14 protein-coding genes are annotated in these 16,244 nt (G+C 40.8%); 9 read left to right on the top strand and 5 right to left on the bottom strand.

Annotated features, from left to right (window positions below):
* The first annotated feature begins 288 nt into the window (after positions 1–288).
* Both trpB and tnpA read left to right on the top strand, forming a co-directional pair.
* Positions 289–1,464, top strand: a complete 1,176-nt coding sequence (gene trpB, locus K5Q22_RS01850; protein ID WP_029179798.1) for a tryptophan synthase subunit beta — start codon at positions 289–291, stop codon at positions 1,462–1,464.
* A 175-nt stretch (positions 1,465–1,639) separates the two neighbouring features.
* Positions 1,640–2,116 carry an IS200/IS605 family transposase gene (gene tnpA, locus K5Q22_RS01855; RefSeq protein ID WP_205013297.1) on the top strand — a complete coding sequence of 159 codons (477 nt, stop codon included), beginning with the start codon at positions 1,640–1,642 and terminating at the stop codon, positions 2,114–2,116.
* A gap of 335 nt (positions 2,117–2,451) precedes the next feature.
* Here the strand turns inward: tnpA and nadE are convergent, their stop codons facing one another.
* The 4 genes from nadE to K5Q22_RS01875 all read right to left on the bottom strand — a co-directional run bounded on the left by nadE (position 2,452) and on the right by K5Q22_RS01875 (position 6,373).
* Positions 2,452–3,276, bottom strand: coding sequence for an ammonia-dependent NAD(+) synthetase (gene nadE / locus K5Q22_RS01860; RefSeq protein ID WP_205013296.1), 825 nt, complete (start codon positions 3,274–3,276; stop codon positions 2,452–2,454).
* A 12-nt stretch (positions 3,277–3,288) separates the two neighbouring features.
* Entirely contained in the window at positions 3,289–4,749 is a 1,461-nt protein-coding gene (locus K5Q22_RS01865; protein WP_024384597.1) for a nicotinate phosphoribosyltransferase, read from the bottom strand.
* A gap of 107 nt (positions 4,750–4,856) precedes the next feature.
* The gene (locus K5Q22_RS01870; RefSeq protein WP_024384598.1) at positions 4,857–5,501 is read right to left on the bottom strand and encodes an A24 family peptidase; all 645 of its coding nucleotides are present in this window, start codon (positions 5,499–5,501) and stop codon (positions 4,857–4,859) included.
* 53 nt (positions 5,502–5,554) lie between these two features.
* A complete protein-coding gene (locus K5Q22_RS01875) occupies positions 5,555–6,373 on the bottom strand; it encodes a cation diffusion facilitator family transporter (protein WP_205013295.1) in 819 nt (272 codons plus the stop codon).
* A 121-nt stretch (positions 6,374–6,494) separates the two neighbouring features.
* Here K5Q22_RS01875 and K5Q22_RS01880 point away from each other — a divergent pair, with 121 nt between their 5' ends.
* The 4 genes from K5Q22_RS01880 to K5Q22_RS01895 all read left to right on the top strand — a co-directional run bounded on the left by K5Q22_RS01880 (position 6,495) and on the right by K5Q22_RS01895 (position 11,781).
* Positions 6,495–7,013 (top strand): TetR/AcrR family transcriptional regulator, encoded by a 519-nt coding sequence (locus tag K5Q22_RS01880; protein WP_024384600.1) that lies wholly within the window; start codon positions 6,495–6,497, stop codon positions 7,011–7,013.
* A 9-nt stretch (positions 7,014–7,022) separates the two neighbouring features.
* Entirely contained in the window at positions 7,023–7,568 is a 546-nt protein-coding gene (locus tag K5Q22_RS01885; RefSeq protein ID WP_029171493.1) for a class I SAM-dependent methyltransferase, read from the top strand.
* Between the two features lie 212 nt (positions 7,569–7,780).
* Complete coding sequence (locus tag K5Q22_RS01890) at positions 7,781–9,526, top strand: site-specific DNA-methyltransferase (RefSeq protein ID WP_029171494.1); 1,746 nt, start codon at positions 7,781–7,783, stop codon at positions 9,524–9,526.
* A complete protein-coding gene (locus K5Q22_RS01895; protein WP_114867030.1) occupies positions 9,526–11,781 on the top strand; it encodes a DEAD/DEAH box helicase in 2,256 nt (751 codons plus the stop codon). Before K5Q22_RS01890 ends, K5Q22_RS01895 begins: the two co-directional genes overlap by 1 nt.
* Before the next feature lie 109 nt (positions 11,782–11,890).
* On the opposite strand, the gene K5Q22_RS01900 is transcribed toward K5Q22_RS01895, so the two are convergent.
* The gene (locus tag K5Q22_RS01900; RefSeq protein ID WP_205013294.1) at positions 11,891–12,670 is read right to left on the bottom strand and encodes an ABC transporter ATP-binding protein; all 780 of its coding nucleotides are present in this window, start codon (positions 12,668–12,670) and stop codon (positions 11,891–11,893) included.
* A 132-nt stretch (positions 12,671–12,802) separates the two neighbouring features.
* Between K5Q22_RS01900 and K5Q22_RS01905 the strand changes: the two genes are divergently transcribed.
* The 3 genes from K5Q22_RS01905 (at position 12,803) to K5Q22_RS01915 (ending at position 16,216) form a co-directional block, all read left to right on the top strand.
* On the top strand, positions 12,803–14,140 hold the full coding sequence (locus tag K5Q22_RS01905; protein WP_002942867.1) for a hemolysin family protein: 1,338 nt from the start codon (positions 12,803–12,805) through the stop codon (positions 14,138–14,140).
* A 120-nt stretch (positions 14,141–14,260) separates the two neighbouring features.
* Positions 14,261–15,052, top strand: coding sequence for a pyruvate formate-lyase-activating protein (pflA, locus tag K5Q22_RS01910; protein ID WP_024401711.1), 792 nt, complete (start codon positions 14,261–14,263; stop codon positions 15,050–15,052).
* 21 nt (positions 15,053–15,073) lie between these two features.
* The gene (locus K5Q22_RS01915; RefSeq protein WP_202846415.1) at positions 15,074–16,216 is read left to right on the top strand and encodes a glycoside hydrolase family 3 protein; all 1,143 of its coding nucleotides are present in this window, start codon (positions 15,074–15,076) and stop codon (positions 16,214–16,216) included.
* Positions 16,217–16,244: the final 28 nt, after the last annotated feature.

Consider the following 16,244-nt stretch of genomic DNA (forward strand, 5'->3'; position numbering starts at 1 on the left):
ATAAGTGAGGTGGCACCGTGTCCATTGACGCCCTCGCAGGATGTGTTTTCCTGCGTGGGCTTTTTCCTTTAGTCATTCAGTTTATCTTTTATTACGTCGTTAACTTGCTTTGCCGTACTTTAGTACTGCCTGCAGCTCGTTGCCTAGTACTAAAAGCAAACTGAAAGACTATTATCTAAACGAGGTAATCAAGATGAAACGATGGCGTAGCAATTAAGGATAAGTAAAGAAGGATTAAACTCTTGACCTTATTGGTCTCTTGTAGCGAATGTTGAAAGAGGGAATTATATGACAGAAAAAGGTTATTTTGGACAGTTTGGTGGTAGTTTTGTACCAGAGCAAATTCAGGTTTTGTTGGATCAGTTGGAGGAAACGTTTGAACAGTACCGCAATGATCCAGAATTTTTGGCGGAATACCAAGCTTATCTGAAAGATTATGCTGGTCGTGAAACGCCATTGTATTTTGCGGAATCATTGACCAAGGAGCTTGGTGGAGCGAAAATCTATCTCAAACGGGAAGATTTGAATCACTTAGGTTCTCATAAGTTAAACAATGTGCTGGGGCAAATTCTATTGGCAAAAAGAATGGGGAAAACTCGAGTGATTGCAGAAACTGGTGCTGGTCAACATGGGGTTGCGACGGCTGCTGTAGCTGCCCGCTTTGGTTTGGGCTGTGATGTCTATATGGGAGCTGAAGATGTCAAACGCCAACGCCTCAATGTTTTTCGAATGGAGATGATGGGGGCGCGTGTTCATGCTGTAACGGATGGAACGCAAACCTTGAAAGAGGCAGTTGATGCGGCATTCGGTGCTTGGATGGCAGATTTGGATGCCTTCTATGTTTTGGGATCAGCAGTTGGACCACACCCTTATCCAACGATTGTCCATGAGTTTCAAAAGATTATTAGTCTAGAATCTCGCCGTCAGATTTTAGAAAAAGAAGGTCGCTTGCCAGACTATGTCATTGCCTGTGTAGGTGGCGGTTCCAATGCCATCGGTGCATTTTCTCAATATTTACCAGATGAATCAGTCAAGCTTATCGGTGTAGAAGCTGCTGGTAAAGGTGTTGATACAGAACTACATGCGGCGACTATGACTAAGGGAACAGTTGGTGTGGTTGATGGTATGAAGACGATCTCCCTCTTTGATGAAAATGGTGGAGTTGCACCTGTTTATTCCATTTCAGCAGGCTTGGACTATCCAGGCGTTGGACCAGAACATGCCCACTATAAGGAAACTGGTCGTGTTAATTATGTCGCAGCAACAGATGATGAGGCTGTTAATGCCCTTCTGACCTTAAGTCGTACAGAAGGAATTCTTCCAGCCATTGAATCGTCTCATGCGATTGCAGAAGCTATTCGATTAGCACCACAACTAGATAAAGATAAAATCATTATTATCAATGTTTCCGGTCGAGGAGACAAGGATGTCGCAGCGATTGCGGATTATTTGGAGAGTAGATAAAAGAAATCCCCTGACGGTTGTGCCTATCGTCAGGGGATAATTTTTGTCCCCAGAAAACCACTAGCTATGCTAGTGGTTCAGTAGAGCTTCTAGCGAGGTATTAAAAAAACCTCCCAAAGTGATAAGATAGAAGTGGTTTCCCCGCCACTACATCGAATCAAATAGGAGGTACCTCATGAGAGAGGATAATGAAAGTTTATCACATACTCGCTGGAATTGTAAATATCATCTAGTTTTTGCGCCTAAATATCGTCGTCAAATCATTTACGGCAAGTATAAGGCTAGTATCGGAAAGATCATCCGAGATTTGTGTGAGCGAAAAGGAGTCACTATCCATGAAGCTAATGCCTGCCCTGATCATATCCACATGTTAGTTAGTATTCCGCCCAAAATGAGTGTTTCCAGTTTTATGGGCTATTTAAAAGGTAAGAGTAGTTTAATGATTTTCGACAAACATGCCAATCTGAAATATAGGTATGGGAATAGAAAGTTTTGGTGCAGAGGCTACTATGTGGATACGGTAGGACGCAATCAAAAAGTGATAGCAGAATACATACAGAACCAATTACAAGAAGACAGGTTAGCGGACCAGCTCACTTTGTTTGAAACGGTTGACCCATTTACAGGGGAAACCAACAGGAAAAAAAACTGATGGTGCTTTAGCACCTGCTCGGGAAAGTGGTGCGCGAGGAAGCTATTTCAGTGGGCCTTTGGCCCTGGCCGGAACAAGCGGCTTATAGCCGTAGAACAAACCACCAGTTCGACTGGTGGTTTTGATTATACTCAATGAAAATCAAAATCAGACTTGCTCCAAAGGTTCGGGGAACCTTTGGAGGTTGGAGATAGAGCGAACCTAGTTCGTATCGATATGATGTAGATAGAACACTGTTCCTTTTATATTTCAAGGGAACATGCTGAAAACCTCCACAGGAGCTTTTCAGTCATCAAATCAAGTCAACAACGTCTGATTTTGATTTTCGAAGAGTATTATTTCCAAAAGTCATCAAAAATCGTGATTGGTAGGTGGCGTTTGTGGGCTGTTTTATTCCACCAGCCTTCGATAATGGTTTGGGCTTGAGGGTCGATGGTTTTGCCTTCGAGATAGTCATCGATTTGGTTATAGGTAACACCGAGAGCGACTTCGTCAGCAAGGCCAGGTTTGTCTTCTTCCAAGTCTGCAGTAGGAACTTTGAGGTAGAGTTTTTCATTTGCCCCCAGTTCAGCTAGAAGCTGTTTTCCTTGGCGTTTATTGAGGCGGAAGAGGGGGAGAATGTCTGCACCGCCGTCGCCGTGCTTGGTAAAGAAGCCAGTGATATTTTCAGCGGCATGGTCGGTTCCAATGACAGCTCCTTTGCGTTCTCCAGCAATAGCGTATTGGGCAATCATGCGCATGCGGGCTTTAGCATTTCCCTTATTAAAATCAGACATAGTAAGCCCATTTGCATTGACTGCAGCCACCATGGCATCTGTTGATTCCTTGATGTTGATGGTTAAGCTGACATCTGGTTGAATAAAGGCTAGGGCTGCTTGGGCGTCAGACTCGTCAGCTTGCACACCGTAAGGGAGGCGGATAGCGATAAATTGATAAGAATCGTCACCTGTTTCCGCCCGCATTTCTTCCATAGTCAGCTGAGCCAAACGACCAGCCAAGGTCGAATCTTGTCCACCAGAAATCCCCAAGACATAGGTTTTCAAAAATGGGTGTTTTTTTAGGTAGTCTTTGAGAAAGTCGATGGAGCGACGGATTTCTTCTTTGGGGTCAATGCTTGGCTTGACACCTAATTCTTTGATGATTGTTTCCTGTAGGGTCATAACATACCTTTCTTAGATGGATTTGGTCTGAGTTTGTTTGCGAATACGATTGATGAGGTTCATCTTATTATCCCAAACATCTTGTGCCAAGTCGACTGGATAGAGCTGTGGGTTGAGCACACGTTTGTATTCGTCCCAGAGCTTATCAAATTCTTGATTGGCATAGGTTTGAATTTCCGCTAGGCTTGGAAGTTCATAGACCTGTTTTCCTTTTTCGAAAATAGGAACTAGGAGTGGACGTGCATCAAAGTTCTCGATGGTTTTATTGATGTAGGTGTAAGTTGGATGGAACATATAGATACTATCCATCTGTGTGACGTCAGTGTCCGCAAAGGTGATGTAGTCCCCTTCTGATTTTCCTTTTTCTTTGGAGGTGATGCGCCAAACCTGTTTCTTACCAGGAGTGGAGACTTTTTCCGCATTAGAAGACAGCTTGATGGTGTCACGCATATTTCCATCTTCATCTTCGATGGATACAATCTTGTAGACAGCGCCCAAGGCAGGTTGGTCGTAGGCGGTGATGAGTTTGGTACCAACTCCCCAGACATCAATTTTTGCCTTTTGCATTTTGAGGTTGAGGATGGTATTTTCATCCAGGTCATTAGATGCGTAAATCTTCGCATCTGTAAAACCTGCATCATCTAATTGCTGACGAACTTTCTTGGAAATATAGGCCATATCGCCTGAATCAATCCGAACCCCTTTGAAGTTAATCTTATCTCCCATTTCTTTGGCAACCTTGATGGCTGCTGGAACACCAATACGAAGCGTATCATAGGTATCAACGAGGAAGACACAGTCATGATGGGTTTCAGCGTAGGCTTTGAAAGCCTTGTAATCATCTCCGTATGTTTGAACCAAGGCGTGGGCATGGGTACCAGCGACAGGGATACCGAAGATTTTGCCAGCTCGAACATTGGAAGTCACAGATGCTCCACCAATAAAGGCTGCCCGTGTACCCCAGATAGCAGCATCCATTTCTTGGGCACGGCGAGTACCAAATTCCATCAAGGGCTCATCTTCAATGACGGCCTTGATACGGCGAGCTTTTGTAGCAATCAGGGTTTGGTAGTTGACGATGTTTAAGAGGGCAGTTTCGATTAGTTGGCATTGTGCCAATGGTCCTTCGATTTGAAGAATGGGTTCGTTAGCGTAGACCAGGTCGCCCTCCTTAGCCGAACGGACAGTGAGAGTCATTTCCAATTGGGACAAGTAATCAAGGAAAGTCTGCGGATAACCCAGTTCTGTCAGATAGTCAATGTCTGTCTGGCTAAAGCTGAGATTGTTGAGGTAGTTTACAACGCGTTCCAAACCGGCAAATACAGCGTAGCCATTTTTAAAAGGTTGTGAACGGAAATAGACTTCGAATACAGCATGTTTATTGTGGATGTTTTGGTCAAAATAGACCTGCATCATGTTGATTTGATAAAGGTCGGTATGCAGGGTTAGACTGTCATCCTTAAATAGTGTCATAACGTTTCTCCTTTTGCCTTCCGATCAAGAAGGCACTCCAATTATTTTGATGGAGTTGAACTCTAATATGCCTTCTATTATAACAAAAAAATCGAGAAAAACTCGATTTAGATGCACAGAATGATAGGAATGCTTGAAAGAAAAAGGAGTGGTACGTAGGGAATAGACTTGGGTTTGAAAATAGTGAAGACAAGAAGCCCTAGGAGGGAACTAATCTGGATAATCCAGAGGAGTTCTGTAAATCCACATATTAAGGCCAAACTTGCCAGATAGAGAAAGTCACCAGAACCAATATTGACTTGCCATTTTTCAGTTAGATAGGCCAAGAGTAAAAAGCCACAGAAGAGCCAGTTGAGCTGGGAGAGTACCAGAGCTGTAAAAGTAAAAACGAGCCAGACAGCAAAAGGATATTCCTGATGTTTGATGTCGTAAATGGTTAAAACTAGCCCTGCTAAGCTGAGAATGGTTTCGGTTAGGTTTAGGACTTGAAAATGGCAGAGCAGGACGACTAGACCAGCTAAGACTTCTAGTCCCAGATACCAATAAGGGATCTTGGCCTTGCAGTAACGGCATTTAGATTTTGTTGAAAGCTGGGATAGGATGGGTATTAGGTCCCAAGCCTTGAGCCGTCGCTTGCAGGCATTGCAGTGACTAGAGGGGGAGATAATGGACTGTTCAGGGAAACGGTCGATGACCAATCCCAAGAAGGAGCCGATTGAAGCTCCAAGGAAAAATAGGATAATTGTCTTCATACCTATTTATTCGCAAATGGGTGGAGGAAAATGAGATATTTTTTTAAATTTTTTTACAAAATTTCGATGGTACTCTGGATAATGCCAAAGGAATTGAGAGAATTCCGTATTTTTGCTTTGGTCTTGTCTGCTACAGCAGGATTTGTCAGTTTGACCGTCACAGTCGCACAATGTTCATATCCATCCATGGTCCAGACATTCAGCTTAGAAATTTCTTCTACATTTTCCAATGTTAAGAGAGCCTTATTTATTTCTTCCAAGTTCACACCCTCTGGACTGGTTTCAAGTAAAATCTTAACATTGTTCCAAGCTTTTGGCAGGGCTTTGGAGAGGATGAACATAGCAATGCAGAGTGAGAGAAGTGGGTCTAGAAAGTACCAATCAGTAAATTGAAGAATGATGGAAACAAGGATGACCGCCAGCCATCCCAAAATATCCTCTAAAAAGTGCAAGCTGAGAATGGATTCAGTATGGCTATAGCCATTTTTTACAATACGAGAAGCAAGGAAATTGATGATGACAGCGATAATCCCAAGTACCAGCATCCCATCTTGATTGACAGGCTGGGGATGGAAGAGATTGGGGATGTTTTCCACAAGGATCAAGCTGGAGCCGATAATCAGAATGCTAGAAGTCAAGAGAGCGGCCAAAATATTCCATCTCTTGTAGCCAAAGGGATAGACCTTGTCAGCAGGCTTGTTGGCATAGGTTTGCATGATGGCAGAGCTTCCGATGGCGAGGGCGTCACCCAAATCATGAACAGCATCTGCTAAGATAGCGCTGGAACCAAAGAGCCAGCCAAAGATAAACTCGATGATAGAAAAGCTGAGATTGAGGAGAAAAGCGATAAATGTATTTTTAGAAGATGACATGAGATTCCCTTTCTGTGTTATACTGTTTATAGGTTTATTATGCACTGTAATGAGCCGAAAAACTAGAAACAAGAGAAACGGTTTGTCTTTTTCTGAACAAATTGTTTGAAATGTACGAAAAATGGATAGACGAATTGCAAAAACAAAAAGGGCTATTTTTCAGGCTTTTTTGACCTTATTAAATGATAAGGGCTATGACGAGATGCGCGTGCAGGATGTCATTGACCTGGCAGATGTGGGGCGTTCCACTTTCTATGCCCACTATGCAAGTAAAGAGGCTCTTTTGGAAGAACTTTGTCATGACCTCTTTCACCACTTATTTACAGGTCGTGAAGATGCGGATGTGAAGACCTTGCTGGTTCATATTTTCAAACACTTTCGGACCAATCAAGATCGTGTTGCCAGCCTTTTGTTGTCCCGCAATGCCTATTTTCTAAGAGAACTGGAAGCGGAGTTGAAACACGATATTTTTCCAAAAGTGGCTGAAGATTACATGCAGGATAAGAGAAATCTTCCAGAGGATTTGCTGGTGCATTTTGTCGTGACGACTTTTGTGGAGACGGTCAGCTGGTGGTTGCAGCAACGCAAAAAGGTGGACGAAGCCACCTTGACCGATTATTATATAAGATTATTAGCATAAGGAGAGAAAATGCTTAGACCTTTACACATGGCTCATGCCTTTTTAGATGAGATATTAACAGATCAGGACCTAGCGGTCGATGCGACTATGGGAAATGGGCATGACACGCTATTTTTAGCCCAGCGAGCAGGAAAAGTGGTGGCCTTTGATATTCAGGAACAAGCCCTGACCACAACGGCTGAAAAACTAGAAAAAGCTGGCTTGACCAATGCCCAATTGGTTTTGACAGGACACGAAAACCTAGACCAGTATGTGGAGGAGTGCAAGGCAGCCATTTTCAATCTGGGCTATCTTCCTTCGGCGGATAAGTCAGTCATCACCCTGCCTGCAACCACCCTTCAAGCCATAGAAAAAGTTCTTGACCGACTGGTGGTGGGTGGTCGCCTAGCCATCATGGTTTACTATGGTCACGAGGGCGGAGCTCTTGAGAAGGATGCAGTCTTAGACTTTATCAGCCAGCTAGACCAGACTGTCTTTACAGCCATGCTCTACAAACCACTCAATCAAGTCAATACCCCACCATTTTTGGTGATGGTGGAGAGATTGAAAAAGTAGGAAAAAAATTATATAATTGTTGAAATATTACTTGACATAGGAGAACGAAATGGTACAATCCATTAGCAAGCAAGCAAGCAAGCAAGCAAGCAAGCAAGCAAGCAAGCAAGCAAGCAAGCAAGCAAGCAAGCAAGCAAGCAAGTAGCTAACAACTACTTTTTTTCAGAATACTCTAAAACACCTGCAATCATAGAGATTGGGGGTGTTTTCTAATGCCTAAAGACTTTAATGAGCTCCCTCGTCAAAACGAGAAAAATGAAGCTTTGGATTATGTGAGGGCTCTTATTGACCAAGCAAGAATTGACGGTCGAAATGAAGATGTAGTTCAGCTCGATAAAATTATAAAACTTCTTAATCGTAAGAAATATGGATTAGTTTGGGAAGAACACGCTGAATTGGTCGAGGAAGAAATGAAAACAAGGATTCCTGTTTTCATTGAAGACGAGACCCGAAAAATAAGAGCAAATCCAGAGGATAAGGATTACAATTTTCTCTTAGAGGGGGATAATTTACACAGTTTGCATCTATTAGAGAAAACTCATGCGGGTAGAATAGATGTAATTTATATCGACCCGCCGTATAATACTGGTAATAAGGATTTTAAGTATAATGATAAGTTTGTAGATAAAACAGATGGTTATGCCCATTCAAAATGGTTAAGCTTTATGAGTAAACGGTTGGAAATCGCTAGAAGGCTATTATCAGATTCGGGAGTTATATTTATTTCAATTGATGATAATGAACAAGCACAACTGAAGTTGCTTTGCGATGAGGTTTTTGGGGAAAAAAACTTTTTATCTCAATTTATTGTTGAGAATAATCCAAAAGGACGAAAAAATTCAAATTTTACTTCAGTCACAAGCGAATACTGCTTGGCTTACTCTAAAAATAGAGAAGTAGCATATTTTGTTGAAAATATTCCAAAATCCTCATCTGATATGAGGTTAGATGAAGAAGGGAATTATGTACATAATAGTGGGAGGAGAGTCGTTGTTGGAAAAAATAATTTTAATAAGTTAGTATCTAATTTTTTGTCTGAAAAGCATTATTCACTTTATTTTAGAAAACAAGACAGAGCTTATAGGTTTATTAAAGAGATTAATATTGACGAATTAAATTATGATTTATCTGAGCAAGGTTTTATAAGATATATTAGTCACAGAGATGGAGAGTTCGTAGAGAATACATATACTCAGAATAAACTGGAAGAATTAATCCATGATAATGTCTTAGATTTTACTGATGATAAAATTTATGAAAAAAATCTTAGGAGTACCATCCGTATAAAGAATTTACTGATTAATCGAAAATATGAAGCGATTATTGATAATAAAAAGCAGATATTTGAAATTGATTTAAAGACGACATCAGCAAAACAACAATTAGCTCAATTATTTGGAGGTGAGTCACCATTTGATTATCCAAAGAATTTAGGATTGATACGATTGCTCCTTACTTTAAACAAAAGAAAAAATATAGTTGTATTAGACTTCTTCGCTGGTTCGGGTACTACGGGTCATGCGGTTGCACAATTGAATAAGGAAGATGGTGGGAATCGCAAATATATTCTTTGTACCAATAATGAGAATTATATTTGTGAGGAGGTGACTTACAAACGATTGACAAATATCCAAGATGACTTGCCTCATAATCTAAAATATTTCAAAACGAAATTCCTTTCCAAAGATGACGAGGATCTAGAAAACACTCTCCTGCATCATGTTCAGACTCTTATAGAGTTGGAACACGGTATTGATTTGAAAGAGAGTGATAAAGCAACAGCATTTTCACTTTCAGAATTGAGGAAACTTGATTTGAGTGGTATAAAAACGATCTACGTTCGTCAGCAATCCCATGCCATGATGGAAAAGTCAGATTTAGTCCGTTTCGAAGGTATCGAATTGATTGATGTACCAGAATATTATTTTGCTAAAGAAATGAGAGAGGCAGGTATATGATAGATTTATTTCCTTTTCAAGAGCAGGCAGTCCAGACTCTGCAAGATAAATTTTTCTATTCCCAAAAACAAACTACAGTTTTCTATGCACCGACTGGATCAGGAAAAACGGTGATGCTCATTAAACTTATGGACCAAATCATAGAGCACAATCCACATCCTTATGATTATGTTTTTGTATGGTTGACCCCTGGTAATGGAGAGTTGGAAGAGCAATCTTGGGCCAAGGCAAAAGACTATGCTACTTTTGTGAAAGCACAAACATTAGACGATGCGCTGATTTCAGGTTTTGAAAAAAATACAGCAACGTTTTTAAATTGGGAGAGGGTCAAAAATAAGCAGGCTCTTGCCATGAAGGATGGAGATACAAAAAATCTTACAACTCTTATCAGGGATGCAAGTTTACAAAATTTGCATTTCGTTCTGATTATTGATGAGGAACACAGAAATCAAACAGAGAAGGCACAACCGATAATTGACATGTTTGGTGCGGATAAAATTATTCGAGCATCAGCTACGCCGAAATCCTCTTCTAGTGAATACGAAAATGTACAAGTCAATGATGAGGACGTGATTGCACAAGGGCTAATTGTCCGAAATGTTGAACTCAATCCTGACGGTGTCGATGGGGATGTAGTTGACAATATGGTTCAGTACTTTTTAGACTCGGCTGATGATAAGCGTAGGAATATCAAACAAGCTTATAAAGAGCTAGGATTAGATATCAATCCCTTGGTTTTAATTCAATTTCCTGATGAAAAGAAAGCAAATAAGGAGGAGCGTAATAATCTCATTTCTCAAGTACGAGAATACTTAGCCGAAATTGGTCAAGACGACAGTCAGGTAGCTACCTGGCTGGCAAATGAAAAGATCAATGTTTCCTCAATTGAAAAAGCGAATAGTCCAGTTAATTACTTATTGATGAAGCAGGCAGTCTCAACTGGTTGGGATGCGCCAAGGGCAAAGATTTTAGTTAAACTGAGATTAAATACCGAACCTAATTTTACATTGCAGACAATTGGACGTATTCGTCGCATGCCTCAGCAGAAGCATTACGATAATCCTATTTTAGATAATGCTTTTATCTACTCCAACGATCAATCTTACATTGCTGATGTTTTGAGACAAGGAGAGGGGAGTTTTATTGCGACTTATGAATTACAAGAGGGTACTCCAGATTTTCAATTGATGTCAGTTAAGCCTAACGCTAGGACAGGATTGACGAATGCTGAGATTGTTGCAGCCCTTAGAAGTCAATTTAAGAAAGATTACGGTTTGGTGGAGCAAAACGGTCATCAGAATCAGGAAAAACTAGAGAGTTTTGGTTATCAATTTGGAACAAATATTAGGCAAAAACTCATTCAATCGGATAAGTTAGAAAGAGATATTCTATCTGACAAACTTCGAAGTTATCAAGTAGGCGTTACAGTTAATCTCAAAGATAATAGACTTGATTTACTTAATGCACAGCAAAAACTTCAGTCTCATTTATATCGAGATACAGCTAGTGATGTCAACGTGATTCTAGTTGAGCTTTTTTCTAACCGAAGTGAGCATCCTCAGAAAAGATTTTTAAGCCTCAAACCTTCAGAATTTATGGCATTTGTCATTAACAATTATCATTTAATCAGGAATACAGTAAAGAATGCAGATGCACAGGGGTTGTTTGATAAACAATTATCCTTGGAGTATGGTATCAGTCATGACGAAGTCGATTTGGTTCCGTTCATTCTACCCAAATATGAAATGTACCAAGTTATAAAAGGGCAATCAGGGAGAGTTTTCACGAAAAATGTCTATAAAGGTTATGGCGAAAACAACTGGACTAATAGTAAAGCTCCTGAAATTGCATTTGAGAAATGGCTCGAAGAATCGTCGGAAGTTTCTTGGTGGTATCGCAGTAAGGATAGAGGAGAAAAGTATTTTTCAGTTGCATACGGTCACAAAGCAGAAGGATTTTTTCCAGATTATATTTTCAAAGGGAGAGATGGGATTACATATATTGTAGAAACAAAAGGTGGCAATAAACAAAATATTGATAAATATTCAGAAGCAAAATTTAAAGCCTTGAGAGAATGGTCTGAAAACTCTAAAACGAATCCCCATGGAGCTAAATTTGCTTTTGTTCGCCCTATTAAGAATAGCATTGGAGAAGTAATAGGCATGCTGTTCAACAATACAAGTTGGAAAGAAGATATGTCGGATCGCGCTCATTGGAAACCCATTAGCGAACTCTTTAAAGGTGATTTGTTTTAGCGAATCTACTATGTCTGCACGACTCATTGAAATTATTTGTGACTTATGACACCTGACAAAAATACCTCTTACCAATTTATCTGGTTAGAGGTATTTTATTCAACTTCATCTATAATATCGGCTTAATGAACAATCTTCCCTCACCCAAGTCAATCAATTTCACCTGATTGCCATAAAAATCGCTGAGGAGTTCAGGTGTCAGGATGTCTTCTTTGGGTCCCTGTGCCAAGACCATACCATCTTTGAGCAGGAGGACATGGGTGAAATTATCAGTGATTTCTTCGGCGTGATGGGTGACGTAGATAATGGCGGGAGCCGTTGGGAGTTGACAGATGTAGTCAATGTGGTGGAGCAGGCGTTCACGGGCTAGCAGGTCCAAGCCGACAGTTGCTTCGTCTAAAATCAAAATAGCCGGCTCTTCCATCAAACTGCGGGCAATCAGCAGGAGTTGGCGTTCACCCTGTGACAAACTAGCATAGGTCCGACCGATCAAGTGGTCGGCTTTGATGGTTTTGAGCATGTCTATGGCTTCATCCAATTCAGTTTGACCGTATTCACGGTAGAGGATGGAGGATTTGTACTTTCCAGTCAGGACAATCTGCTCAGCTGTCAAATCAATAGGAAATCGTTCGGCTAGAAAGGAACCGACGACCCCAATCTTAGTGCGTAGGCTAGGAATATCCCCCCTGCCAAACTCCACTCCAAGAACAGTCAGGTCACCAGATGTCTTCCAAAACTCAGCCATTAAAATACGAAGGAGGGTTGACTTTCCAGCCCCATTTAGCCCTAAAATAGCCCAACGCTCTCCCTTCCTAAATTCCCAGTTGATGTCTTCTAAAATAGTTTTACCTTGTCGTTTATAGTGGACATTCTTCATCGAAATAATCATAGTTGTTCTCCTATTCCTTTTGATTATTGTAACATAAACAGACATGAGGGACTATTTATAACAAGAAATATGTTAATTTTTAGAATTTGTGGTATAATGGAAATGTTATAAATTTTATTATAGGAGAACATCATGGAAGACCCTGGTAGTCAGACCATCTATTTACAACTGTTAATTTTATTCTTATTGACCCTGTTCAATGCCTTCTTTTCAGCCTCTGAAATGGCGCTTGTTTCTCTAAATCGTTCAAGAGTAGAACAAAAGGCGGCAGACGGTGAGAAGAAATATATTCGCTTGCTTCAAGTTTTAGAGAATCCTAACAATTTTCTATCAACCATTCAGGTTGGAATTACCTTCATCTCTATCCTTTCAGGTGCCAGCTTGGCTAATGATTTGGGAGCTGTATTTGCCAAATGGATGGGGAATTCAACAACAGCGCAAACTGCAGGATACTGGCTTGCACTGGCTATGTTGACTTTCGTTTCAATCGTTCTTGGTGAATTGTACCCTAAGCGGATTGCCATGAATATGAAGGAAAATCTGGCAGTAGTCACTGCACCTGTGATTATTTTCCTTGGAAAAATTGTGAGTCCGTTCGTGTGGTTATTATCAGCTGCAACGAATCTTATCAGCCGTATTACTCCTATGAATTTTGATGATGCGGATGAGCAGATGACACGGGATGAAATTGAATATATTTTGACAAAGAGTGAGAAAACCTTAGATGCCGAAGAAATCGAAATGCTTCAGGGTGTGTTCTCTTTAGATGAGCTGATGGCACGTGAAGTAATGGTTCCCCGTACGGATGCTTTCATGGTGGATATTGAGGATGATACAGCAACCATCATGGCAGCCATCCTCAAGCAGAATTTTTCACGTATCCCTGTTTATGATGGCGATAAGGACAATATCATTGGTTTGATTCATACCAAGAAAATCTTGTCAGAAGCTTTCAGTAATGGCTTTGACAATCTCAACATCCGCCGCATTATGCAGGAGCCTCTCTTCGTTCCAGAAACGATTTTCGTGGATGATTTGTTGACATCATTGAGAAATACCCAAAATCAAATGGCCATCTTGTTAGATGAGTATGGTGGAGTTGCAGGTCTCGTTACCTTGGAAGATTTGCTGGAAGAAATTGTCGGGGAAATCGATGATGAGACCGATAAGACAGAAATTTTTGTCCGAGAAATTGCTGACAACACTTATATCGTCCAAGGAAATATGACCTTAAATGACTTCAATGAGCATTTTGAGATGGAGTTGGAAAGTGATAACGTTGATACGATTGCTGGTTATTATCTGACAGGGGTCGGTACCATTCCGAGCCAAGACGAGAAGGTTTCCTTTGAAGTAGATAGTAAAGATCACCATCTAGTTCTTATTAACGATAAGGTAAAAAATGGTCGCGTAACAAAATTAAAACTCTTGATTACACCACTGGAGAAAGAAGAAACCGATAAGGACTAGGGCAACCTAGTCTTTTAGCTTTCTTTTTACGGAAGATGATAGTTATGAAAGAAAGAAAGTAAATGATAGAAGCGTTTTCATTTTTGTGATATACTAGTCTTATAAAATGATGAGGATGAGATGATGACAGAAATTGATTATCGTAAAGTGACAGGTTTGGTTCATTCAACAGAGAGTTTTGGTTCGGTTGATGGTCCAGGGGTACGTTTTGTAGTCTTTATGCAGGGCTGTCACATGCGTTGCCAGTATTGCCATAACCCAGATACTTGGGATCTGGTCAATCCAGCAGCGACTGAGAGAACGGCAGAAGATGTCTTGAATGAAGCCCTGCGTTTTCGTATGTTTTGGGGAAAAGAAGGGGGTATTACCGTTTCAGGTGGTGAAGCAACCATCCAGATTGATTTTTTAATTGCTCTATTTACCCTTGCAAAAGAAAAAGGGATTCACACTACTTTGGATACCTGTGCGTTGACTTTCCGTAAGACAGAGCGCTACTTGGAAAAATATAGTCAGCTTATGGAAGTAACAGACTTGGTGCTCCTTGATATTAAGGAAATGAATCCTGAGCAACATCGCATTGTGACAGGTCATAGTAACAAGACTATTTTAGAATGTGCTCAATATCTATCAGACATTGGTAAGCCTGTTTGGATTCGTCATGTCCTGGTACCGAATTTGACTGACCGAGATGAGGACTTGATTGAACTTGGTAAGTTTGTTAAAACCTTAAAAAATGTCGAACGTTTTGAGGTGTTACCTTATCACAATCTTGGTGAATTTAAGTGGCGTGAGTTGGGCAGACCCTATCCACTAGAGGGGACTAAGCCCCCAACGAAGGCTCGAGTGGAAAATGCAAAGGCATTGATGGAGACAGAAACCTATCAGGAGTACTTGAATAGAATTAAGGGATAATAGTGAAGAGGTCGGAGATTGATGCGGAAAAGATTTAATGTGTTAGGGACAAGTATCACTTGTCTCTTGTTTATTGGGCTTATGTTAGGTTTGTTCTTTTTGGGAAATCGAACACAAAAGGAGCAAACCAAAGTTGCAACGACATCATCTAGCCAAGAAATATCTGCTAGGGACAAAGTGATTGCAAATTATCTAGATCAGATGACCTTAGAAGAAAAGGTCGGACAGATGATCTTTGCTCGGATGCCATCTGCAGGACAAACTGAGGCATTGGAAACCTATCATTTTGGGGGTTATATCTTATTTGCAAGTGATTTTGAAGGTAAGACACTGGAGCAAGTTAAAGAAGAGGTTGCTTCTTCTCAATCACTTTCAAAAGTGCCGCTATTAATGGCTTCAGATGAGGAAGGTGGGACGGTAACGCGGATTAGTCAACTTCTGGAAACACCTTTTGCATCACCTTTGGCATTGTACCAAGCTGGTGGCATTGAGGCGATTTTGTCGGAAGCCAAGCAGAAGACCAGTCTTTTAAAGGAAGAGGGAATTTACGCAGGCTTCTTCCCAGTTGCGGATTTATCCACCAATCCATCATCTTTTATCTACGATAGAACCATTGGTCAGGATGCAAAAACCACCGCAGACTATATTGGTCAATTGGTTACATTGTTGAAAGAGGAACAATTTGCTTCGACCCTGAAGCATTTCCCAGGTTATGGGGACAATGCTGATTCGCATACGGATTTGGTCTATGACAACCGCAGTTTAGAAGAATTACGGGCCAATGATTTTCTTCCCTTTAAAGCTGGTATTGAGGCGGGTGCAGACTCTATCATGGTTAGCCACAATATTGTATCTGCCATTGATGATGTTCCATCATCCATTTCACCTGAAATCAATAAAATCCTTCGGAATGAGCTTGGTTTTGAGGGTGTCATTATGACGGATGATTTTGATATGCAAGGCTTGGTCCAATTTGTAGATCAAGATACAGGTGCCTTGCAGACCATTCAAGCTGGGACAGATATGATATTGTCTTCAAGTTATGCTAGTCAAATTCCTTATATTATCGAACAAGTAAAGTCTGGTACAATTACAGAGGAGCGGATTGACCAATCCGTCAAACGGATTTTGGGAATGAAATACGATCTTGGCTTAATCAAATAAACAAAGAAAAGGAAGTGCTAGATACTTC

This window comes from Streptococcus sp. 2018162, assembly GCF_019754175.1.
Taxonomy (GTDB): domain Bacteria; phylum Bacillota; class Bacilli; order Lactobacillales; family Streptococcaceae; genus Streptococcus; species Streptococcus hashimotonensis.